We start from the raw sequence: 23,838 nt of genomic DNA, 5'->3' as shown, positions 1-23,838 counted from the left end.
CTGAAACATCTCCTTTATAATAAGAGCACCTATAATTACGTTAATCGGAGTGTTACGGCGTGAAGGCTGATCACTGTACAATACTCGGAAAGGCTCTTCATCTATAGCTGGAAAAATATTTTCAGAAAAAAATTTAGCCCATGATTTTTCAAGCATTTTTACTTCTCTTTGGGTTAAATTAGAAGTAGAATCAAACAAGCTGATTTGCTGAGATGAATTTGTTGCAAATGACATAAACTATACCTCCAACAGATCCTATCTCTATTATACTATTTAGAAAAGGTAATGTATTAGGTTTTTAAGGTTCTAGCGCCCCATTTGTCGGGCGACTCATACTATGATGTAAATGTCATTACTTTATACTGATTCTCATATCTCAGTCCCAGCCTTAACCTATGATTTCGTGTATCTCAGTCTGAGGTTTAACACGTCTCACCACATCCATGATAGTTCCATCCCGACTCTCGATGATTCCGACTATCTCATCCTCAAAATGAATAGGCTCGGGCTTTCCTGTAATGCCTGTTGCAATCTCCAGAAGTTCCTGTATCTTCACTATATGAAGCCCCGATTTTGAAAGATACTCGATAAGATCCTGTCTTCTCGGATTGATAGCAACACCATAGTCCGTAACCAGTACATCAACAGCTTCTCCCGGTGTGGTAACATTAACCACATTTTCAACCACTGTCGGTATACGTCCTCGTATAAGCGGAGCTACTATGATGGAACATTTGCTGCCTGCTGCTGTATCAGGATGTCCTCCCGGTGCCCCACGAAGTACACCATCTGAGCCGGTTGTTACATTGACATTAAACGCGGTATCTATCTCCAGGGCTCCCAGGATCACAAAATCAAGCTTGTTGACAAATGCTCCCTTATTGAGCGGATTGGCATATTCTGAAGTTGATATCTCATAATGTCTCGGATTATTCTTTATGGACTCGATGGCCGTCTTATCAAAGCACTGTGCGTCAACTATAGTCCTGATATAGCCCTTTTCCAGAAGATCACACATGGGCTTGGTGATACCCCCGATAGCGAAGGACATCTTAATGTCTCTCTCCGACATAAGCGGCTCAAGGAATCTTGTAACCGCCAGGGAAGCTCCGCCTCCCCCCGTCTGGAAAGAGAATCCATCCTTAAAATATGGTGTGGCAGCCATAACCTTCGCACAGTCCTCTGCCATCTTCAGTTCTCTCACATCCTGAGTCATTCTGATAACATTACTTGCTATCTTTCCCGGGTTTCCTATCTCATCCACTACACAGACATAATCCACATCTGTCATGGAAACAGATGGCGGGAAGTTAGGAAACGGCACAAGTGTGTCTGTGATTGCAACAGTGTAGTCCGCATACTTCGCATCAACAACAGAATAAGAAAGTACACCGCAATCGCTCTTTCCGCCTACAGCTCTCAGATTTCCGTATTCATCCGCTGTTGGTGCTCCGATAAATGCAATATCTATATGCACATCTCCCTCTTCGATGGCTCTGACACGGCCGCCATGAGAACGTATGATAGCAGGAGTCTTGAGCTTTCCATAAGACACTGCTTCTCCTATGCGGTCACGAATTCCGGAAGTCTGGATACCCGTAACTATGCCCTTTTCTATAATGTCAGCTACCACGCTGTGAGCAGCACCTAAAGAACTTGCACATACCGTCAGGTCCTTAAGTCCCATCTCATAAGCTGTCTGCATGACCATATTCACGATATAGTCACCATCCCGGAAATGATGATGAAATGAAAACACCATTCCATCATGGGCTCCGCATTTCTGAAGTGCTTCTTTTATGGATGATACAAGCTTTTTTCTGTTTGGATCTACAATTCCATGAGCTGAAACTTCTGCCTTTTTATAAGGTTTATTGTCTCTGTAGTGAGAGCCTCTGAACGGCTCTTTGCCATATCGTTCAAGTATCTCGTCAGGTATGTCTCTAAAAACAGCATTAATCATAACTCTCCCCCCATCTAAGCTCTTACAAAATGTCTCTTCCTATTCGGGCGGGTATTAAGTGTCAAATCATTACGTATCCGCCTGATTTGTGACTTTTGCCCTTTATATCATTCGATTATATACTTTTACGGGATTTTTAACATCACTTATCTTTATTTATAATTTCTTTATGATTCATTTGAATTGAGATACAATATACTATCTATGTATTCAATGAGGATTGTAAACTTATGACTGAACAGCTTTTATCAATCGAATCCAAAGTACACCTTGAGAAACTGTCTGTGGGATACCGCGAAAAAACTATTCTCACGGATATTTCGTTTAATGTAACACCCGGCGAGATAGTCACTCTTATCGGGCCTAACGGCGCCGGCAAATCCACTATATTGAAAACCATCTCAAAACAGCTGGAACCTGTCTCCGGATCTGTATACATTGACAGCAGAGATATTGCCCGGGTCTCCTACAGGGAGCTCGCACAAAAGATTTCCATACTTTTAACGGATCGTATAAATCCTGAACTTATGACCGCAAGAGATATTGTCGAATCCGGCAGGTATCCTTTTACAGGACATATGGGTATCCTGAGTGATGAAGATCACCGGATAGTAGAAGAAACCGTAAACCTTTGCAATATTTCAAAACTTGCGGATAAGTACTATCGGGAACTCAGTGACGGACAAAAGCAGCGCGTACTTCTGGCGAGGGCCATAGCACAGACTCCCGAAATACTCATACTGGACGAGCCAACATCCTATCTTGACATAAAGTACAAACTTGACCTTCTGAAAATGCTCCGTGTACTTGCTTCGGAGAAAAATATTTCCATTATAATGTCTCTGCATGAATTTGAGCTTGCAAGGATTATATCTGACACCATAGTATGCGTTAAAGACGACAACATTTACAAAGCCGGGACTCCCGAAGATATACTTGACAGAACCACATTGCAGGAGCTCTACGATATTAGTGATGAGAACTATGATATGCTTTTGCAATCCATTGGATGCATGTTATAATTCTGAGAAAATTGTTCCTGAATTATAAGGCTATGTGATCTCAGATATTTTTATAAACCATGATTCATAACTTCTGAACATTAACCTGCATTATTATATTCCAGAGAACATTCATATTGGAGGAAAATTATGAAAAAGAGAAAAATTGCTTTAATTTTTGCCACCGCTCTTACATCTATAGCTTTTGCAGCATGCGGAAGTAATGCAATTCCGGAAGCTTCTTCTCAGGCAGCACAGGAAGAACTTTCAACAGAGGCCCAGACAGAGACCTCTGATGGTCAGAGTGATCAGGAAGCTGCAGATCATGTTGCAGAACTGATCGATGCCATCTATGTTCAGCAGTGGACTGAGGATACAGACGCCCGGTGTAAAGAAGCAAAGGATGCATGGGATTCTCTCACAGATGCTCAAAAAGAGCTGGTTTCAGGTGAAGAGGCCGATCCTGACTATTTCGGACGTGACACGGGAGATGCTTCAAAAGATGATCCTTTAAATGCTGACGATATAGGTGAAAACGAACTTCTCGTAGTAAGCTTCGGAACCTCATTTAATGACTCAAGAGCCACTGATATCGGCGGCATCGAAAAGGCTCTCATCAAGGCTTATCCTGACTGGTCGGTACGCCGTGCATTTACAGCCCAGATTATCATAAACCATGTCCAGGCCCGCGATGATGAGAAGATAGATAATGTTGAGCAGGCACTTGAAAGAGCTGTGAAGAATGGAGTTAAGAATCTTGTCATTCAGCCTACTCACCTTATGCACGGAGCTGAATATGACGAGCTTTCGGACACTGTAGAGTCATATAGAGACAAGTTCACAAGTGTTGTCATTGCAGAACCTCTCCTTGGTGAAGTTGGCGAAGCAGCCGACTCTGTTAATGAAGACAAGAAGACTGTTGCAGAAGCCATAACCGAAGAGGCCGTAAAGACTGCCGGTTATCAGGATGTAAAGCTGGCCTCAGATGACAGCACAGCATTTGTTTTCATGGGTCACGGTACATCACATGCCGCAAGTGTAACCTACAGCCAGATGCAGGCACAGATGTCTGAACTGGGCTATGATAATGTTTTCATCGGCACAGTTGAGGGAAAGCCTGCGGATACTTCCTGTGAAAATGTCATTGAAAAAGTAAAATCCAAAGGTTTCAGAAAGGTCATCCTCAGACCTCTTATGGTAGTTGCCGGTGATCACGCCAATAATGACATGGCAGGTGATGAGGAAGATTCCTGGAAGAGTCAGTTCGCAGCTTCAGGAGCATTTGATGAAGTAGACACACAGATCTCCGGTCTTGGCGGTATCGAAGCAGTTCAGGCCGTATATGTAGATCATGCCGGTGTCGCTATAGATTCTGTTTCCGGAGAAACAGCAACCAGTAAAAAAGCTGAAACAGCTGCTGAATTATCAGATGGCACCTATGACGCGGCATTTACAACCGATAGCGGAATGTTTCATGTAAACGAAGCAAATGATGGCAAAGGTGTACTCACAGTCAAAGACGGTGAGATGAATATTCATGTTTCACTGGTATCAAAGAATATAGTAAACCTCTTTGTGGGTACCGCAGAGGATGCCGCAAAGGATGGCGCAGAACTCCTTCAGCCAACAACCGATACCGTAAAATATTCTGACGGAGCTACAGAGGAAGTTTACGGTTTTGACATTCCGGTTTCTTCACTTGATTCAGAGTTTGATCTTGCAATCCTCGGAACAAAGGGAAAATGGTATGACCATAAGGTAAAGGTTTCCATAAACAAGTAACTTTTTCTGAAATCTATGCTATGATATATGACCGTACGATAAATTATGAGCACGGATCGGTATATTGGGATAAAATATGAATACTACTATTGCTTTATATGCGTTGGTTATAGTTCTCGCATTTATTTTCAGTCTGGTTATACTGATGATTCATCATGCCATATTCAATAAAACTTCATTTAAACCGACAGTTGCTGTCTGTATCTTCGGTATTCTGCTCTTTGCAATATTTTTATATTGGATGTAGCATTTATCTGTTTAACAAAATATGCCGAATATAACATTGAGAGCAATCTTTTGCTTTGCATTATGCGAAGCATTTTCACGGGGCATCAAACTTGTTTGAGAAGGAACTTGGACAGTTCGGAAATTATTGGTATAATCAGTATTTCCACAGATGTTGAAGCTTGAGGAGACTGAATTATGGAAGTTATAAAGAAAAAAATAAATGGTCATGAGGACCATTATGTTTTATATATGTATGATTCCGATGAGAAAATCTACTTTGCTTATATCGGAAAAACAGATGAGGATCTGCTGGTGCTTCTCAACAAGTCACCGGATGAGAGGTTTCAGGTGATGGATACCTTCATCACCTATATCGAGGACCAGATTCTCGATCATTCGCTTGTTTCAACTTATGACAAACTTACCGAATCCGTTGTAAAGTGCACTAATGATAAGATAGCCGAGTTCGATAGAGATCTTAAGCAGCTTGACAAAGCATACAATGATTCCAAAGCAGAGCTCGATAAGAAAGCACAGAAGATCAAGAACGATCTTTCTGATGCCATAGACATCAAGAGCATCGAGGAGATTGATATGCAGTCTCCTCTCGGCAGACACATCATAGAAGCCCTTCGTGAGAGACTTGGCGGGATCCCCGGTCCTCAGCCCATGGGAGGACTGATACCTCATGGTAAGGCTTTTCAGATGAAGGCAAGGGTGGATAAAGACGGAAAGATCTCATTCACACCGGATGATATCAACAATATGATGATGGATATTCTCTCCAATATCATAGTTGCCGAAGTTAAAAGCGGCAGAAAGCTTTCTGAAGCCATCAGTGACGTTGACAACATTATCAATACTTTATCAGTCAATGCTGCAAAGCTTACACTGAGATTCAAGGAATGATCTTTATGGAAATACTGATAATCAGTGTTTCCATAGATAATACGAAATCCGCGCAGGACATCGATCATGAACTTAAGCGTTCACAGATTGATATTCTACGCGGATTTTTTCTTTCTGTTCATCAGCATAAAAATCACTATCGGGGCGCCAAATATACTCGTCACAGTACTTATATTCAGTTCTATCGGTGCAAATGCACATCGGGCTATGAGATCACATGCCATGCAGAATACCGCTCCCATAAGAAATGAAGCCGGAATCACGACCAAAGGCTTTGAACTCCTGAAAAGTTGCTTCACAAGAAACGGAACAGCGATTCCAACAAAGGAAATGGGGCCGGCAAATGCTGTAACGGTTGCTGAAAGAATGCTTGACAGAACTATCAGAACCACCATGAACATTCGTACATTTACACCCATACTTTTGGCATAGTTTTCACCAAGCTGAAGTGCTCCGATGGGTTTCGACATCATAAGTGTAACAGCGAATACGATTCCCACCACTATAGCCGAAACGTAAACATTATTCCATGACATTCCCGAAAAGCTTCCCAATGACCACCCACGAAGATTGACTATATCCGAGTCTTCCGCAAAAGTCATAAGAAAATCCGTAGCCGCAGAACAGATATAGCCTATCATGATGCCGGCAACAAGCAGCCCTGCTGCATCTTTTACTTTGGTCGAAACCAAAAGAATAAATCCGGTCGAGATGAGCGCTCCGATGAACGCTGCAAATATCATAGACCAGGATGTTATGTTCCGGGATATGCTCATAAAAAATATCATATACAAAGCCACGGAAAATTTGGCTCCGGAAGAAATGCCCAGAACAAACGGTCCCGCTATGGGATTCCCGAAAAAAGTCTGAAGTAAAAATCCGGAAACCGCCAATGCACCTCCAAGTATCAGAGCCTCCAGAATCCTCGGAAGTCTGATCATCCATATGATGCTGTATGCCGTACTTTCTTTTCCCTTGCCGCTCAGAATCTGAAGAAGTTCTGTCAGCGGAATACTGACATTACCGGTATTAATATTAAGGACTAAAACCATGGTTAAAGCTGCTGCAAGAAACGCATAAACGACAAAGAACCTTACTGTTCTTTCATTTGCTGTTTCAGTTTTAAAGCCGGTCTTATTCATCAAGTCCTGTCTCCATTAATAAAAAACGCACGAAAACTACCACTTCACTTTAGTGGTAAGTCATTCGTGCGTCAACAATAAATTCAATCCATCTTCCTAAGGAACGACATCCCTTCCTCTCCATACAGCATCAGATGCACATCTCTTGCAAATTCCGAAATCCTGTCTGTTGACTGATAAAATGTTTTATCAACTATGTAAACATTACCTGCCTTTACAGCCTTGAACTCAGATATAAGACCACTCTTCCTGATAAGATCCTTAATTGAATTCACTGACGTATCGATGCTTCCGTTATAGATGATGTAGTCCGCATCGTGAGCTGCCGCATAGAACTCCTCCATGGATATATCCGAAGAAACACCGCCTGTAAGTGATGTATTTGAAGAATCAAAAATGTTGTCTGCTCCCCCCATACGGATAAGCTTTGAAATGTAATCTTCGGAATCTCTGATAACCGCAAGCCCTCCGGAATTGATGTAGAAGAAAGCAACGGTTTTGTCCGTCTTGGGAAATCCCTGTTCACCACCGGATAATGTAATCTCTTTTTCAAAGAAATCTGCCGCCTCGGAGTCCTTATCCATAAGCGCACCATACAGCTTTACCCATTCGGTTCGTCCCGGTGCACTTGTTTCGTAGCTGGACCAGTCTGTAAGCACCGGAACTCCAAGAGTTTCCAATTGTTCCCGGACCTCCGGTGAATGAAGTATCATAGTGGATTCAATTGCAAGATCGCATCCTCCCGCTATAAGCATCTCATAATCCGGAGCACTGTACTTTCCTGCAAATGTCATCTCTCCGGAGGAAAGCGCATTTACCGGTGCATCTATATACCATCCTGACTTATCCGTACCTGTGTATCTGACTTTACTGATATCACCTAAAACATCAAAAAGTGACATGGCACTTGTGGCTGCAAGATAAATATTACATAAAGGCTGCCTTATGACAGTCTGTCTGCCGGAAATATTTTCATCATCAGTCCATCCCTCTGGTACAGATTTTCCTTCGGGAACGATCAGATAATTATTCCCATCAATAACAGAAACCACTTTATAACCGCCATCATAATAGTGAACCGCAAAACACCTTGCATATCGAAGTTCCATGGAATAACTGTATCGAAGTCCTTCGATCACCGGCGGCTCTGCTGACAGATTCACCTCATTTTGGGCTAATGCATCCTTTATTCGACCTCTCAGTTCTGATGAATCATCAGTTATGTTTTTGGCTGAATCACCTGTTTTTTTTAACGTATTCGTTCCATCTGTAGCCGAATGATCCGAAGTATCTTTAGCATCATTCCCGGTGCTACTGTCATTAGCGTCTATCTTGCTGCCATCGTCAGTCATTCCTGTACCCGTTTCACCGTCTTTAACGGAAATAAATACGGAATAACTTATCTCATGTGGTGTCGACATGGCAGTGGTGCATCCGATAAGTTCCATCTCCTTATCAAGGTCAACCGGTACCTGAAATATCGAACTGTTGTCTGTATGTTCTCCGTAAATCTTATCATCTCCGATCCTTACATATTCATACTTCGGGCTTGAAAATGTAAGAGTTGCAATGGCGTCTCCACCGGATATATAAACATTGTCACAACTTATGTTTATCTTCCCGGATCCGCCTGACCATGTAAATGCAGCAGGTTTATAATCTCCGTCTTTAATTAATGTATCATCTGAAACATCCCATCCTGTCACACCGGCATTTATTTCACTGACACTGATGTTTTCACTTACGGGGGTTCCATCATCACAGGACGTCAAAAGCAACATACAGATTAAGGATAAACCCAAAGCCTTGAATAAAATTTTTATCATCTCACCAACCTGTTAACCAGTTCCTCATGTGTTATCTCACCGGTCTTTCTGTCAAACACTCCATATTCATCACCGTTATCCCACCATATACACGGGACTTCTATCTCCGAAAACTGCCTGAGATAATAATCAGCCCATTTAATTCTTTCTTCTTCCGACTCTTTTTCCTCACATCCAAACTCGGTTATAACAACCGGAATTCTATTACTGAGAAAGCATCTTTGTATAGTATCTTTCAATTCCAGAATCTTTGATGTATAGGACTCCTGATCCTCTTTCCACTTGTTCTTTCCTTGTGAAGCATCGATAAACTTATATGGAAGATATGCATGTACAGAAACAGCTATATGTGTATCATCCGGTATCTCAAGTTCCTGAAGAGCATGAGTTCTGTAATTTGACCCATAGGCGCAGATAAACAAAACCCGTTTTTTATTATTCCCACCTGTCTCTCTTACCGTTTTTATAAAAGCAGAATTCAAACGGTTAACAACTGTTCTCAATTCCTTCGTGCCATCTGTCCACTCTTCGTCGCTTCCGATGAGTCTCGGTTCATTCATTCCCTCAAACATAAGTCTCTCATCATAGTCATTGAAATTCTCTGCAATCTGTTTCCATATTTTCACGAGCTTTTCTGTTGTCTCAGCTTCTTTCTCATAAGTCGGAATAATGAAAGCTTCATGATGTGTATCTATAATAACAAAAAGATTCTCGGAAAGAGCCGTGTCTACAACTTCTTTTACTCTTTTCATCCATTCATCATCTATATTTCCGTCGCTGTCCAAATGTTCACTCCAGGTAACAGGCAAGCGTACTGTGTTAAACCCTGAACTTTTAACTGCTGCAAATGTATTTCTTTCGGCAGGAGGATTCCCCCATGCGGTCTCATAATCATAGATGGATGGATTTTCTATATATCCACGAATATTGTAAACATCCAAATCGTTGCCGATATTTATTCCGGCTCCCAAAGATTTTACAAACTTCATATTCTGCTCCATCTCATATATTCTCTTTATCTTCCCGCCAAATATCAGATATCCCACTGACAGTACAACAATGAACAAAATAACTATAAGCAAAGATGCCGAACGCTTATTCATATATCCTCCTGTCGTTTGAGAACTTCATCAAATTCATACAACCTCATACAAGTTTTGTTTCGTCAAATACTACTCTTTCAGCCTTCTGCGCCTCTCTCTGCTCCCTCTCATGATTAAGAGCAATCAGAGACACATCTTTTTGAGCTTTAATATTAGTTTTAACAAGATACTCTCTAAGTTCATAATACTTAGTTTCATCATGAATGATTTCTTCCAGATTATTTACTCTGTACAAACTACCGGCTCCATGAATCTGATGTTCAAATGTCGTATCAAAAACAATATCATCCAAAAGAGCAATCTTAAGATTCTTTGGTCCTTCTATAATTGATATGTTGAAGTAAAGATAATTGAAATCTTTCACATGAACTTTATCTATTTCACCGTCTACCACATTGGCTTCTTCATCCAAAAGTATCCTTGGATAAAGTCTTTTCTGAAAAAACGGAGTAGCAAGTCTCTTTGTTGTATTTAGTTTAAGATCTTCAAAACTTCCGCTGTCTTTTTTTATTGTAGATGGTAACGGCGGTATTCTGTCATGTATGATACATAGCCAGTCATCGTAACTATCCCTGTAATCAGTTATAGACATGGAATACATCCATGTATCTCCCTGCTGTTTTACATAAACAAGCTTTGCTATCAGATCAACAGAATATATTTCCCATTTCAGACGTACCGGTATCTCCCTTCCCGCTTCAAGATAGTAAGGTCTTATAAATCTTGCAGCCAGGCCTTCTTCAGAAACATCAACCGTTGTCCCTTCTCTCTCCATACCGTCTATAACAAAAGTACAAGGAACAGTAAGTGGAACTCGTTCCGATTTCCTGTACGCTGCCCTTCCGTCAATGAACATTATCGCCATGATCATATAGTACATGTTCATTATCATCCAGAACAAAACCACTATCGGTCCCATATTACCGCCATCAAATATCACCATAATACATCTGACCACACCAATAAGCGATAGAAATATGAGCATAATAAACGGCACCATATACAATCCATAATGCTGTTTACCACTGATTGTCACCTTCCTGGTCACCTTAAATTTCTTCAATGATATTCCAAAGGTCTCAAGCATTATCGGCAAAATCATGAATGGAAACATTATTGTTTCATAAATACCTGTCCACTTTGTGGATCTGATATTTCCAGACAGTTTACTGAGAGACAGACTCGTAGTTACGTACATAGGCAGCCAAAAGGCAAGTACCTGAGGTAATGTACACTTGAAAATAGTAAATCCAAATGTAGCATACATAAGCGGAGACATGATATAAATCAGTCTCTTTACAGGTGCATACCAGTAATATACCGATGCCCAATAATTGAGTTTTTGTCCGAAAGACAGATCTTTTGAAGTATACAGATGCATCTTTCTTCCTGTGGAGATAACACCTCTTCCCCATCGGATTCTCTGCTGTATAAGATTAGGAAGATCAGTTGGTGACATCCCCGATGCCAAAGGATCTGAGATTCCCAATGTCACATAACCTGCTTTCTGTATGAGGATACCCGTGGCAAAATCTTCGGTTATGGCATCAGTAAAAAAGCCGCCTACTTTTTCCAGTGCTTCTCTTGAGATGACTGTATTGGAGCCACCGTATATAACACTGTTGGTTCTGGTTCTTGCAACCTGTATATCCTTATAGAAGTAGTCCTGTTCGTTTGGTATGCGGCCTTCCGAAAAAAGATTGAACTGAAACAAATCCGGATTATAGAAGTTCTGAGGTGATTGTACAAATCCCATCTTTATTTTCTCAGAATCCTTGCGTTTTTCGTTCCATATCTCTGCATCAACAAAATACGGCATGATACACATCAGAAATCTTCTTTGTGGTATCATGTCTGCGTCGAACGTCACTACATACGGAGATGAAGAATGTTTCAGAGCATTATTCAGATTTCCTGCCTTCGCTCCTCTGTTATCAGGTCTTTTCAGATAATTAATCCCTGTTTTCCTTGCAAGTTCCTCCATTGCCGGTCTTCTGTTATCATCGCAAAGATATATATGAACCTTGCTTTTATCAGGATATTCCATCCTTTTACATCCGTTGATCGTCTTATAAAGCAGCTCAGGTTCCTCACTATAGGTTGCAATAAATACATCTACATGAGGAAATCTGTCTTCCGGAACCACAGGGAGCCTATACTGATTTGCAGACCTCATGTTCATGAAATGAATAAAAGCTTCCACCATACCAAGTCCTTCAACCACAAGGAGAAAAATTCCGGATAAAACTGCTATAATTCCGCAGCCAAAGGGTATGGTGAAAAATATTCGCCATATTATATATACGATGGAAAAAAAAGTATTCAGATAAAAAAGCACCTTATCCTTCCACATATCAGTCTCCCAAATGAACACTTCAAAAACCTGTTCATTTTTATTATCCCCATCTGATAATGCTGTATTTTGGCAATGTTTCCCTAGTCGACTCTAAAGTACCTGAATGCATTATCTTCGATGTTGTATGGATATATTTCTATTATCACGTAATCATATCTATACCCCTCGTCATATCTATCCTTAAGATAATCTGACACTGACAGGTTGGGATCATTGTCATGCATAAGGGCATAAACTGCATCTATTCTTTTACACATAGGAGCCATAAATGTAATGACAGGTCCGAAGTAGGAATCTCTGATCATAAAAATATTTTTCCCGTCAACATTATCTAAATTCTCTATATTCTCAATTTCTCTAACCTGATTGATATATAATGAATATTGAGATTCTTCATATAGATCTATATCATCTGCCAATACAGATTTATCCAGAAAAGTTTCCTCAAAAGATCCCTCTTTCCTAAAGATATTACCACTGCCATATGTATACTCTCTTATGTAATTCCCGGCATACTTTGGATACAGCGCAGTGAAATCATCAAGTCCTGCATATATGATTCCCGTATCTCTTCCAAGCGCTCCGAACATATGACCATAATAGGTTTCTTCTCTATACGCATCCGTAGATGTATAATATCCCGTCGGATCAAGATCATCGCCAAACTTTTTCTTTATCTCTTCTACAAGAATTCCTGTTGCCCTGAATGCCGCAGGCACAGTCCAATGATGATCTGTTTTAAAAAATGTCTCTTCATAACTTAAGTCTTCAAGCGGAAAGTATTCTCCCATATTAAGAGTTTTCACTCCAAGACGATTCAGATAAACCATTAGTTCATTTATTTCATGATCAGGATCGCTAATCGGCATTCCTATTTCAAATCTGGATGTTCCTCTAATATACTTTGATGGGGTTATGACAAAAAGTACCCTGGTACCATATTCAGAAACATAATCCTGAAGTCTCTTTACTCTGAGTGCATAATCAAATATATCTTTTGTATCTTCTGAATAAAATCTGGCATAATTCAAAAATCCTTTTTCATCTTTAATATAATCAAAATCATTGTATTCATTCTTTAATAACATCTTTTGGGTAAGACCGTATACTTCAACCAGTCCTCTCTTGTAAATAATGTTTTCAAGCATACTGTCTTCTATTTCAGATGTACTGACAGACTGATTTTCATATTGGTTTTTCACAACAGAAAAAACATTTTCGCCATTTATATATAAGTTATACCCGCTGAAGATCATAATAAGCAGAGTGAATATTAATGCAAATGCTCTTTTTCTGAAAAAATAATTCACTTCAGCCCCTCCAAATCTCTAAAAATTAAAATAGATAAACGGATTATAGCTTCCAATGATAAGATAACTTATGCAACAAATGATCATACATATCATGGTAACGGGATATATAAACGAAAAAACATATGATACTTTGCTCTTTTGATGTTCATATATCCATTTGTTAAACATTGGCACAACCGGTGTCGACAACAATATCCCGGCCAGAATAAAAAAAATATTCTCTTTCAAAAGCATAAAGGCGGTATCACTTAGAAAACCATTGTTGTTAACTCCAAACATATTCAAGTAGAACCGACCTGCCTGATAAATATCTTCCGATCTGAATAAAACCCAAAGGAAATTAACTGTAATAAGTGTATATGTCCTCCTGATCAAAGTATTGTGGCAGTTTTTTTCGAAGTCAGAAAACCTCTCAATCAACTGTAATATAAAATAGAACAATCCCCAAAAAATAAATGTCCAGTTTGCACCATGCCATATTCCCGTAAGTGTCCAGACTACAAGGAGATTCCTGACAACCAGATCCTTATTGGCATTCCTGTTTCCGCCAAGAGGAATATATACATAGTCTCTGAACCAGTCTGTCAGCGATATATGCCACCTTTTCCAAAAATCAGTGACAGAAGTGGCAATATATGGATAATTGAAATTTTCTTTAAGTTTGAAACCGAAACATAAAGCAAGTCCGATAGCCATATCCGAATAAGCAGAAAAATCAAAGTATATCTGTAGTGAATATGCTATACTTCCAAACCATGCCAGAGTAGCCGGAACCGCCAGTTTATCGCTGCCTATCTGTGACCAGGAAAACACATGGTCTGCCAGAGAAGCAAATGTATTGGCCAAAAGTATCTTTTTTCCAAATCCTGCTGCAAATCTGCACATTCCCAATGAAAATTTATCTATACTGCTTTTTCTGTTCCTCAGCTGTTCAGCTATATAGTTGTATTGAACTATAGGTCCTGCTATAAGCTGAGGAAAAAATGAAATATAAAGTCCTACATAAAATGGATTCTCCGGCCTAACCTCTCCCCTGTATACATCTACAACATATGATAATGCCTGAAACGTAAAAAATGAGATGCCTATGGGAAGCGATATATTCAACTTCGAATACAGAGCATTACCCCATTCTCCAAAAAAAGACAATACAAAACCAAGGTACTTAAAAACAAATAACATTCCTATGTTGAATACCACAGATAAGATGAATACTGCCTTTCTCACCTGTCCTTTTTTCATTCCACCTATGACAATGGCCACGATACTGTTTACCATTATGGATGAAATCATAAGAAGAACGTATACCGGCTCTCCCCATGCATAAAAAAGAAGACTTGCGAACAACAGCCACACATTCTGCAGAAGTCTGGAAAAGAACAATAAATAGTAACCAACAAGAACTGTCGGAAAAAAATACAGTATAAACGGAATACTTGAAAACAGCATACCTAACCCTTTCTCTGGATGATATAGGATGGCAAAAGTACAAGTGTAATCATTGCTATAAAAATAAGCTCCCTGATACCACCTATAGTCGTATCCCACTTTGCACCGTTAAGGATACCGGTCAGATCTCTCTGAATCATATTTCCATGCTCATGTATATATTTCTTTATTACATATATTTCATCCGAATACTCATCGGTAAATCTTGAAAGTGTTACGCCGGCTACAACTATATCATTCAGGTTGTAGTTGTGAGGATTCAGTCCTGTATCATCAAGATAATCTGCTGCCCATCTGTACCATTCACGAACCTGAGCACACTTCAGATAATTTTCTGTTTCTTCTATCAGATTAAAGACATAATCTTCTGACAGATATCTTTTCCTGAGTTCTGCATACCTCTTCTGAAGTTTTCTAACAAACTTCTTATCATTACATAGTTCCTTAAAAAACGGCTGCATCTCAAATGCAAGATCTTCTGCCTTCAATTCTTCAACCAGATAATTATTCATAGCCTGATCAAAGTCCCATACCGGTCCCATATATAACACATCACCTGAATTCTTATGCATATAGGTTGAATGCTCACCCGCATCATAATTGCCAAAGAATTCATTGATCAAAAAATAATCAACAAAAGATTCAACATTAATATATTTTTCGTAAGTTCTGAACAGATTGATATTTTTAGAATATAAAACTTTCTCGGTTTTTGAAAAATCCTTTGTTATATATTCAATGGTTTCATCTGTAATATTCGTTTTACCCGGATACTTTAAGCCTATCCAGTTATCATTTTCTTTTACTGTATCTTCAATGTCATCTGTGAAGACAATACCTGTTTGCCTTCCGTAAGTATCCAGCATGATATCAAAGTTTGTTTTTCTGTCACGTCGTACTATATAACTTGAATACTTTTTCTTCGGATTATATTTATCGATTTTTACCCTGTCTTTCCCCCTGCTAACACTTTCCATAATGAGAAATACTCCCTGATATTTAAGATTATCATCTTTTCGAATGAGTACTTCACAATATCTTGAATCCGGAGCCATATTATTACCGTCAATCTCTGATGCTATTCTATAGGCGAGATAGTTTCTCATCATGCTTTTATCCGCAAGACTACCGTTAATGATCCATTCCGATCCTTCTCCCATACCAAGAATACCTGTCTGATTTTCGTTTCCATTCTCATGATAAGCTTTTATCTTGTACTGCTTCTTATCGTAGTTGTATGAAGAATGTCCTCTTATCTTTATCTTTATCATACTGTCATAAATAACAGGATCAGCCAGGGTATTGTCTCCAAGTCCCGTATCTATAATGCTTATATGTCCGGTAGTATATGGGTCTACTCCTTCGAATACTACCTCTGAAGAATCTTTAAATGTTTTATAGTCAGGAAGGTCCGTGTCAAGTGACAGAATTACTATAGGCAGATTGGTATGAAATCCATCCATCACAGTAAAATCCTCCCCGATATACTCGAGAGGATCCTCTGTGATATCACACGGCTGAAGTGTACTATAGGTTCCCATGGGATGCTGAGAGAATCTTAATCTTCCTCTCATAACACAAAACAATCCTAAAAACAGCAATATACCGGCAAAAATACTTATAAGATATATTTTTTCATATCTTAATATCTTATCTTTCAAGATCATACCTCCGGCTACTGATTGATCTCCTCATCCTGTCTTACAAGACTTATGTTTCTGACTCCTTCTTTCTCCGAAAATTTAGGAACAAATGACCCTTCTGTTTTTTCTCTTTTCTTCAGATAATTCTCTGAGATTTCATATATAAGTTCAGCCTGTCCTTTTTCCTTATTGGCATTCTGAACACGCATTATGGCTTTACCGTTAAAGAAACCGACTATTGCCCTGTCGATCTCTTCAATCTTTTCCACATCGGTTTTCATCACTATCATTATTCTGTCATTATCACGTACCACTCCAAAGATAACGAGGAAAATGAATATTATAAATGTACCAATTCCGGCAATCAGATAATCCGATACACCGCAGGTGATGCCTACTGCTATGCACCAGAATATATATGCCGTATCTCTGGGATCCTTTATGGCTGTTCTGAATCTTACGATCGAAAGTGCGCCGACCATACCAAGAGAAAGTGCTATATTATTTCCTATAACATTCATGACAAGAGTTGTCACAAAAGTAAGCATCACAAGAGATACATTAAACTTTCTGCTGTAAACTGCCCCTGAGTGTGAGATTCTGTAGGAAATATAGATAAGCACACTTAGAATACCGGCAGCCACAAAATTCAGGATAACTTCGTTTATAGTAAGTGATCCGGTGGTCTCTACAAGTCCATTATATAAATACTCCTTCATGAAACTTCTCCTCAAACTATCTCAAAAATGCTCTGGCCCTAACATACTTACTATTGGAAATACGTGGCCTGTCAACAAGATCAAGTGCATGCTTGATATACGAAAACAGGAAACCGTTATACTTAACCTCCAAAGTAGTCTCTGAGGAATCTGCCACAGGGTATGCCTCAATGTTTCCGGAAAAGAACTCGTACGGGTCTTCCAGAGCCCTCAGCCGCATATCAAAGGTCACTCTTATATCATTGAACTCATTCATATATGCAATTCTGTCATACTCAACGATACATTTCGGCCTATACCCTTTGGTTGAAATCATTGTATAAAGCCCATGAGCGAATCCCTCAGGTCTTTCAAGAAGAAAAGTATAGTCTTCGTCAATCATTCTTTCTGCTTCATCAACATTAAGCTTTAATGATCTCTTCCTCTGAAAATCACCTTCTTTTGCTTTAAGTTCAAGCTTTATATAATCCCGGGAACCGTTATAGATTCTCATACGTATCTTTTTTCTGTTATTAAGCCCATCAAGTTTTTCCTGATAATCATTGTCTTTCCAGGTATCAAAATATAGGGATCTGACTGTATACCCGTAAAGATCATTATTTGAATCTGCCTCCATCAGCCTTTCAATACGTTTACGCAAGTAGTAAACTTCATCCGTCCCTATCATGTATTTCAGTTCTTTACGGCTTACATCAAGCATATGCATTCTCCTGAAATCTATCTATCAAAATATATATCATCATAGGTATGGAATACCCTTTTAAACCGTTTCTTCTTTTTCTGATAAAAAAATCCCGTTATCGCGAGTCCCACAGAAACAATTCCGCAAACCATCATATTTCTGTATATGTACTGACTAACCATATAAAAAACAATCGCACTTCCCACAAACGGGGATATGTAAGCCAACACATCATTAACCGGAGTATCCGTATTAAGAAACTTCAATCTCTTCCGAAGACTTTTTCCTAATCCGCTTAGTCTGAAATCCCTTAACAGAGTCACTCCCAGAGAATAAATACCGTATAAAAAGCATTCCATCAGAAATACAAACATCACAAACATGAACATGAGAAGCGGTGGCTGGGTGATTCTTCCATCGAGAAAACGAATCCCGATATATCCTGCAAGACAACCGAAAAGGATGGCAGCAATTGTAAAAACATATCTGTAACCTAAAAATATCAGGCAAAGACCTGCGACAAGAATAACCACCTTCATGACAAGTACCACAACATCCGGTGTGAAATAATTATCCAAAGTCGCTTCGGGAATATGCAGAATAAACTCACTTTTAACTGCCTCAAACATAAAACCCTCCTTGTCTTATATTTTTATCGGTTCAATTATTGCCCCTATAACTATTCAATACTTAAAAAACAATGAATCTGTATTTCTGTTCTCAATTTGAACTTTCAACATAATAAAAACCTGTGGCATCTCACGTCACAGGTCAAATAAAAAATACATAATTGAAATCCAAAAGGATAATAACTCCGTATAATTACACTTTTATGGCACAAAAAAAAGAACCTCGACTCCATGAAGCACCCGCCATGTCGTCTACCGTTCTTCTCTCACGAATCGCTTTGAATCTGTGAAGCACTCGCCACATCTTCTTGACTTGTTTATATTGTACGTATTTTCATACAACAAGTCAATGTGGAAATAATTTTTATTTTATATTGCCATCATCTCTGAATGAAAGTTTTCATCACTTCCAGAACACCATACTCCCAATATGGTTTGATCACCTCATCTGCTACACTTTTCAATTCTTCTCTTGCATTTCCAACAGCATAACCCTGTCCTGCATTCTGAAGCATCTCCATATCGTTAATGTTATCTCCAAACGCCATAGTTTCTTCCTTTTGAACCCCAAGGTACTGCTGAAGCCACTGAAGTGCCGTGCCCTTATCGGCATCTTTATTTACACAATCCATCCAGGCACTTCCGGCAGAGGCAAGCTTTGCCTTACCATTCCACATAGGGATAAAGCTGTCTCGACAGACCGCCTCACAATCCTCAGGATGATAAACTGAGATCTTGACTACATTCTCTGTAATCTCATCTATATCTCTTATCCCCGACATATTAAACTTGTATGAATCAACCAGCCAATGATACATCTGACTGTCAGTGTCCTCGGCATAACCGCCTTTCTCTGTAGAAATGCAAATGTCAATTCCCGGCAGTGTCTTTGCTGAACGGTATATCCCCTTCCAGAGTTCCTCTTCCATTGGATAAATCTTTAGTATCTCATAACTGGTTCTTATCATGGTTCCTCCATCGCAGATGAAGTAAAGCTTATCTGCCAGTTCACCAAACAGTTGTGAAGCGCTGGAATAGGATCTGCCGCTTGCTATAACAACCTTAATGCCTTTTTCTATGAGTTTCTTGATAACATCAAAATACTCAGGATTTATATCATGAGTTCCATCTTTGACCAGCGTACCGTCTACATCAGTTACTATCATCTTAATCATCAGAAAAACCTCGAATCTTACTTTTCGTTGTATCATAGCATATTTGGCAGATTTTGCGGCAAAAAAATAAGACGGTCCCCCGTCGTAGGTGACCGTCTTATCTGTCAAGCACCTGCAATTGCCAGAGATCCATATTTTCAAGTGAAAATGTGTTATGAGTCGGCGTAAATGCTGATGTCAATTCTTTAGCTGTAACAGTGAAAATATTAGCCATGCCTGTGATCAATGTGATCATGCCGCCTTCTTCACTGATAACGGCTGCGTGCTTTCCGTCTGAATTGCTCTTGTAGATTCTGGTCTCGTCAATTACCATGTCTATTCCCCCTCTCTTTTTTATAATTCACGTTCTGTCTGCATGTACAACTGCAAACCTTTCCTTCTAATAAATTGTCGACCAATTTATCGTTTTATATAATATATTTTAATACTTTCTATAAAATATTGCAATAAATTCGGCTCGTTCAAAATTAAATTTTATGCACTTTTCTTATATTTTATATATTCCTGTAATAGTGTAAAATGGATCATGTTCGTTGTTATTTTTTAAACATGCCATAAATTAATTTTAAAAAAGGGGAGAATTATGGAAAAGTTTAAAGCATTTTTGAAGCGAAAAGACATTGAGATTTCTGTCAAAAGATATCTTATAGATGCACTCGGTGCCATGGCTCAGGGCCTATTTGCATCCCTTCTCATCGGAACCATCATCAACACTGTAGGTGCACAGTTCCATATACCTTTTCTTACCGAAACCGTAGCCACAGTGGCAGGAATCGACTATACAGTCGGAAATCTTGCTTCTGCTATGAGCGGCCCGGCTATGGCTGTTGCTATCGGCTATGCACTTCACTGTCCCCCACTTGTTCTGTTTTCTCTCATCACGGTAGGTTTTGCTTCCAATGCCCTGGGTGGTGCCGGTGGTCCTCTTGCGGTTCTCTTTGTAGCCATCTTTGCATCTGAAATCGGCAAAGCAGTTTCCAAAGAAACAAGAATTGATATTCTTATAACTCCTCTCGTTACCATTGGAGTAGGTATTTTCCTGTCTGCTCTTTGGGCTCCGGCTTTGGGAAAAGCTGCTATGAAGACCGGAACACTTATCATGTGGGCAACAGGTCAGCAGCCTTTCTTTATGGGTATCCTTGTATCCGTCATCGTTGGAATTGCACTTACCTTACCTATTTCATCTGCTGCCATCTGTGCAGCATTGAGTCTCACAGGTCTCGCCGGTGGTGCTGCGGTTGCAGGCTGTTGCGCTCAGATGGTGGGTTTTGCATTTATGAGCTTTAAGGAAAACGGCTTCGGAGGCCTTGTATCTCAGGGCATAGGAACTTCCATGCTTCAGATGGGCAATATCGTAAAGAACCCGCGTATCTGGATCGCACCTATACTCTGTTCAGCCATTACCGGCCCCCTTGCAACCTGTATTTTCAAGATGCAGATGAACGGAACTCCTATCTCTTCCGGTATGGGAACATGCGGTTTCGTAGGTCAGATCGGTGTTTATTCCGGATGGCTAAGTGACATCGCCTCCGGCGTAAAACCGGCAATCACTTCCCTCGACTGGCTCGGCATGATACTTATATGCTTCATACTTCCGGCAGTTTTCTGTCCTGTATTCAACATGTACCTTGCAAAGATAGGCTGGGTAAAAGAAGGCGACATGAAGCTTTGATATTTCCAAAAACACTATTTCTTCGCCTTCTGTGTTCCAACGCTCGGAAGCAGCAGTACCACAAATACAAGGAGTATCAGACCTGTTCCGTACATCCACGGGATACTCTTTTCACAGAGCTCAAGCATAAACGGAGCCACAGCCATGACTGCGCTTCCGATCACTGAATACAGCATCAGAACTTCCGTATCATTCAGATATTTCATTACATAAGCATTACCCATAAAAAGATCAGTTGCCACCGGAGAACCGACTCCATCGACTATTCCGACCAGAGATGCCGCCAGAAGGATGATGAATGTCTGATAAACAGGGATGTCAAGCATAAACAATGTACCTGCACCGGTTATAAGCATAACGATATATATTCGAAGGTTACTTTTTATAACTCGCTGAAATACTTTGTACAGACGCTCACCGACATACAGACCTACAACACCATTCAGAAGATTGGAATAAGTCAGCACAACGCCGGGCAGTTCCAGTCTCTGAATACGTCCCGGAATCAGGCATACGATGATCATCAACATGAAATACTGCGGAACCACAATCATAAATATCGTACGCCAGACAGAAACCGACCTGAATATAGAGAATATACGTATGAGAAGATTTCCTTCTTCCTCATCAGCCATTGATCCTGACTTACGTTGTGACAACAATTTCCACGGAATGCAGTAAGCTGCAAATATCAGGTATACTATGTATCCGATCCCTGCCACCAGAAATGTTGTCTGATATCCGAATCCTACCGCTATGACACCACCAAGACCCATACCGCACAAAAGCCCTGCGATAATGCCGTTATTACTTGCCTGAAGATTCTGGTTCAACTGTTTTTCATTGGCATAGCCCTGAGAAATAATCATATTTCTCACCTGTTTCAGCCCTGCCGCTCCTACTCCCGAAAGAAATCTCATCAGAATTATGATCATAACCGAATGAGTGAAAAAACAGTTTGCATTAGCAAATATTAGAAGTATCGAAGATACAGTCATGATGTACTGTGCCTTTATCTTTTTTCCCAAAGACGGCATGGCAAACATACCCATGAGATCCGCTATCTGACATATGGAAATAGACAGGGCAGCCGCCATGGCCGGAGGCATTGACATAAATCCCCGGTTCCATTCTTTTATCTGAAGAGCAGCAAATGACAGACACATGTAGTCAAATGTCAATGTCAGGTAGTTTCCATAACGGATTGACTTCGCAATTATGTCAAACTGTTCGTTCGTCTCCGTATTGAAATCCTTACTGTGCCGGAAGGCGATCATATCATGAAGCGTCAGCGATTCCTTCATCACTATTATGGAAAGGAAACTTGTTGCAGCAAACATAAGGACCATCTGAATAATGATCATGCGGATATTTTCTTCAGATACATCGAAAGCAATCACCATATCATTCCGGGTCTCATTGATGCCGACAACATAGGTTTCCGAGTCTGATAATGTGCTTCGTTTTTCAATTCTGATATCCTTTATAAAAGTGTTTTCTCTTTTTACATTATTTAAGAATGTATCCAGACCTTCTATCTCATCGATATGTACTCCTTTATCCAGCACATTGTTGACTGACATACTCACATAGGAAGCTACGCTTTTTATGCTCTGATTAGCAGTTTCTTCGAAAGCATCGGAGTAATTCACTGTCAGAAATGCACCCTGCAGCATGATAACTGTTGTCAGTATCGCCGCTACACGATTGGAATCAAGACTTACCTTTATACTTATCAGGAAAATGATGATAAAGGCCGCAAATATAATTGCAATACTGACTATCACAGACGTTCTCATTACAGGTATTATTCTGTTTTTTACAGCCTGCTTGTCATAATAGGTGGTAAGGACTCCAACCTCTGCATTATTGTCATCATGTATGGTCTGTTCAACTGTTCCGTAATCTTCAAGAGAAACTATAAAGTGTTCCTCACCTTTGGTAGTTGCCAGAACACCATTATCAAAACTTGTCATGGTAAGGATGGTTCCTTCGGGCAAAAGAGTCTGTGCCTTGGATAGAACCTGAGAAAGACCATAATAGTTCGATAGCTTTTTACCAAAGGTTAATGATGTTTCTATTTCATTTATCAGACCTGAGTTACAGGTTGAGATGTACTGTTCTTCACTCTGAATGGAAAACTGAAGCACCGTCAGATAACTTAATGCACAAAAACCTGCTGCCGATATCAAAGTGATCAGAAACAGTACTATGTATTGACGAAAAAAATTCCTCATAGTTGTTTC

17 protein-coding genes and 2 pseudogenes are annotated in these 23,838 nt (G+C 39.8%); 4 read left to right on the top strand and 15 right to left on the bottom strand.

The window, feature by feature from the left end:
* A pseudogene (locus BM294_RS13880) lies at positions 1–234 on the bottom strand (transposase); the annotation flags it as partial.
* A gap of 154 nt (positions 235–388) precedes the next feature.
* A complete protein-coding gene (gene citF / locus BM294_RS13875) occupies positions 389–1,963 on the bottom strand; it encodes a citrate lyase subunit alpha (RefSeq protein ID WP_091209479.1) in 1,575 nt (524 codons plus the stop codon).
* A 230-nt stretch (positions 1,964–2,193) separates the two neighbouring features.
* Between citF and BM294_RS13870 the strand changes: the two genes are divergently transcribed.
* The 3 genes and pseudogenes from BM294_RS13870 (at position 2,194) to BM294_RS13860 (ending at position 5,883) form a co-directional block, all read left to right on the top strand.
* Positions 2,194–2,985, top strand: coding sequence for an ABC transporter ATP-binding protein (locus BM294_RS13870; protein ID WP_091209477.1), 792 nt, complete (start codon positions 2,194–2,196; stop codon positions 2,983–2,985).
* A 129-nt stretch (positions 2,986–3,114) separates the two neighbouring features.
* Positions 3,115–4,332 (top strand): annotated as a pseudogene (locus BM294_RS13865) (sirohydrochlorin cobaltochelatase); the annotation flags it as partial.
* A gap of 837 nt (positions 4,333–5,169) precedes the next feature.
* The gene (locus tag BM294_RS13860) at positions 5,170–5,883 is read left to right on the top strand and encodes a hypothetical protein (RefSeq protein WP_091209474.1); all 714 of its coding nucleotides are present in this window, start codon (positions 5,170–5,172) and stop codon (positions 5,881–5,883) included.
* A 95-nt stretch (positions 5,884–5,978) separates the two neighbouring features.
* Here the strand turns inward: BM294_RS13860 and BM294_RS13855 are convergent, their stop codons facing one another.
* The 12 genes from BM294_RS13855 to BM294_RS13800 all read right to left on the bottom strand — a co-directional run bounded on the left by BM294_RS13855 (position 5,979) and on the right by BM294_RS13800 (position 20,233).
* The gene (locus tag BM294_RS13855) at positions 5,979–7,025 is read right to left on the bottom strand and encodes a FecCD family ABC transporter permease (protein ID WP_091209472.1); all 1,047 of its coding nucleotides are present in this window, start codon (positions 7,023–7,025) and stop codon (positions 5,979–5,981) included.
* A gap of 83 nt (positions 7,026–7,108) precedes the next feature.
* The gene (locus tag BM294_RS13850; RefSeq protein WP_091209470.1) at positions 7,109–8,851 is read right to left on the bottom strand and encodes an ABC transporter substrate-binding protein; all 1,743 of its coding nucleotides are present in this window, start codon (positions 8,849–8,851) and stop codon (positions 7,109–7,111) included.
* Entirely contained in the window at positions 8,848–9,954 is a 1,107-nt protein-coding gene (locus BM294_RS13845) for a glycoside hydrolase family 5 protein (RefSeq protein WP_091209468.1), read from the bottom strand. Before BM294_RS13845 ends, BM294_RS13850 begins: the two co-directional genes overlap by 4 nt.
* Positions 9,955–9,997: 43 nt before the next feature.
* Entirely contained in the window at positions 9,998–12,307 is a 2,310-nt protein-coding gene (locus BM294_RS13840; protein WP_091209466.1) for a glycosyltransferase, read from the bottom strand.
* Between the two features lie 83 nt (positions 12,308–12,390).
* Entirely contained in the window at positions 12,391–13,620 is a 1,230-nt protein-coding gene (locus BM294_RS13835; protein ID WP_091209464.1) for an alginate O-acetyltransferase AlgX-related protein, read from the bottom strand.
* Between the two features lie 18 nt (positions 13,621–13,638).
* Positions 13,639–15,072, bottom strand: a complete 1,434-nt coding sequence (locus BM294_RS13830) for an MBOAT family O-acyltransferase (protein WP_091209462.1) — start codon at positions 15,070–15,072, stop codon at positions 13,639–13,641.
* Positions 15,073–15,074: 2 nt separating this feature from the next.
* Positions 15,075–16,733: a CotH kinase family protein gene (locus BM294_RS13825; protein WP_175494701.1), complete on the bottom strand. Its 1,659-nt coding sequence runs from the start codon at positions 16,731–16,733 to the stop codon at positions 15,075–15,077.
* A 14-nt stretch (positions 16,734–16,747) separates the two neighbouring features.
* Positions 16,748–17,434: a DUF4956 domain-containing protein gene (locus tag BM294_RS13820; RefSeq protein WP_091209458.1), complete on the bottom strand. Its 687-nt coding sequence runs from the start codon at positions 17,432–17,434 to the stop codon at positions 16,748–16,750.
* A 16-nt stretch (positions 17,435–17,450) separates the two neighbouring features.
* On the bottom strand, positions 17,451–18,134 hold the full coding sequence (locus BM294_RS13815; RefSeq protein WP_175494700.1) for a polyphosphate polymerase domain-containing protein: 684 nt from the start codon (positions 18,132–18,134) through the stop codon (positions 17,451–17,453).
* A 17-nt stretch (positions 18,135–18,151) separates the two neighbouring features.
* Complete coding sequence (locus BM294_RS13810; protein ID WP_091209455.1) at positions 18,152–18,745, bottom strand: hypothetical protein; 594 nt, start codon at positions 18,743–18,745, stop codon at positions 18,152–18,154.
* A gap of 380 nt (positions 18,746–19,125) precedes the next feature.
* Positions 19,126–19,920, bottom strand: coding sequence for an HAD family hydrolase (locus BM294_RS13805; protein WP_091209481.1), 795 nt, complete (start codon positions 19,918–19,920; stop codon positions 19,126–19,128).
* Positions 19,921–20,017: 97 nt separating this feature from the next.
* Positions 20,018–20,233: a hypothetical protein gene (locus BM294_RS13800; protein ID WP_091209453.1), complete on the bottom strand. Its 216-nt coding sequence runs from the start codon at positions 20,231–20,233 to the stop codon at positions 20,018–20,020.
* A 270-nt stretch (positions 20,234–20,503) separates the two neighbouring features.
* Here BM294_RS13800 and BM294_RS13795 point away from each other — a divergent pair, with 270 nt between their 5' ends.
* Positions 20,504–21,592 (top strand): PTS sugar transporter subunit IIC, encoded by a 1,089-nt coding sequence (locus BM294_RS13795; RefSeq protein ID WP_091209451.1) that lies wholly within the window; start codon positions 20,504–20,506, stop codon positions 21,590–21,592.
* 14 nt (positions 21,593–21,606) lie between these two features.
* Here the strand turns inward: BM294_RS13795 and BM294_RS13790 are convergent, their stop codons facing one another.
* The gene (locus BM294_RS13790; protein WP_091209449.1) at positions 21,607–23,829 is read right to left on the bottom strand and encodes an MFS transporter; all 2,223 of its coding nucleotides are present in this window, start codon (positions 23,827–23,829) and stop codon (positions 21,607–21,609) included.
* Between the last annotated feature and the right edge of the window lie 9 nt (positions 23,830–23,838).

The organism is Oribacterium sp. WCC10 (assembly GCF_900113415.1).
Lineage (GTDB): Bacteria > Bacillota > Clostridia > Lachnospirales > Lachnospiraceae > Oribacterium.
Note: the sequence above shows the minus strand (reverse complement) of the source record. Positions and strands in the feature narration are given on the sequence as shown.

Coding starts and splice junctions, on each gene's coding strand:
- citF (WP_091209479.1), bottom strand. CDS start 1,963: ATGATTAATGCTGTTTTTAGAGACATACCTGACGAGATACTTGAACGA.
- BM294_RS13870 (WP_091209477.1), top strand. CDS start 2,194: ATGACTGAACAGCTTTTATCAATCGAATCCAAAGTACACCTTGAGAAA.
- BM294_RS13860 (WP_091209474.1), top strand. CDS start 5,170: ATGGAAGTTATAAAGAAAAAAATAAATGGTCATGAGGACCATTATGTT.
- BM294_RS13855 (WP_091209472.1), bottom strand. CDS start 7,025: ATGAATAAGACCGGCTTTAAAACTGAAACAGCAAATGAAAGAACAGTA.
- BM294_RS13850 (WP_091209470.1), bottom strand. CDS start 8,851: ATGATAAAAATTTTATTCAAGGCTTTGGGTTTATCCTTAATCTGTATG.
- BM294_RS13845 (WP_091209468.1), bottom strand. CDS start 9,954: ATGAATAAGCGTTCGGCATCTTTGCTTATAGTTATTTTGTTCATTGTT.
- BM294_RS13840 (WP_091209466.1), bottom strand. CDS start 12,307: ATGTGGAAGGATAAGGTGCTTTTTTATCTGAATACTTTTTTTTCCATC.
- BM294_RS13830 (WP_091209462.1), bottom strand. CDS start 15,072: ATGCTGTTTTCAAGTATTCCGTTTATACTGTATTTTTTTCCGACAGTT.
- BM294_RS13820 (WP_091209458.1), bottom strand. CDS start 17,434: ATGAAGGAGTATTTATATAATGGACTTGTAGAGACCACCGGATCACTT.
- BM294_RS13815 (WP_175494700.1), bottom strand. CDS start 18,134: ATGCTTGATGTAAGCCGTAAAGAACTGAAATACATGATAGGGACGGAT.
- BM294_RS13810 (WP_091209455.1), bottom strand. CDS start 18,745: ATGTTTGAGGCAGTTAAAAGTGAGTTTATTCTGCATATTCCCGAAGCG.
- BM294_RS13805 (WP_091209481.1), bottom strand. CDS start 19,920: ATGATTAAGATGATAGTAACTGATGTAGACGGTACGCTGGTCAAAGAT.
- BM294_RS13800 (WP_091209453.1), bottom strand. CDS start 20,233: ATGGTAATTGACGAGACCAGAATCTACAAGAGCAATTCAGACGGAAAG.
- BM294_RS13795 (WP_091209451.1), top strand. CDS start 20,504: ATGGAAAAGTTTAAAGCATTTTTGAAGCGAAAAGACATTGAGATTTCT.
- BM294_RS13790 (WP_091209449.1), bottom strand. CDS start 23,829: ATGAGGAATTTTTTTCGTCAATACATAGTACTGTTTCTGATCACTTTG.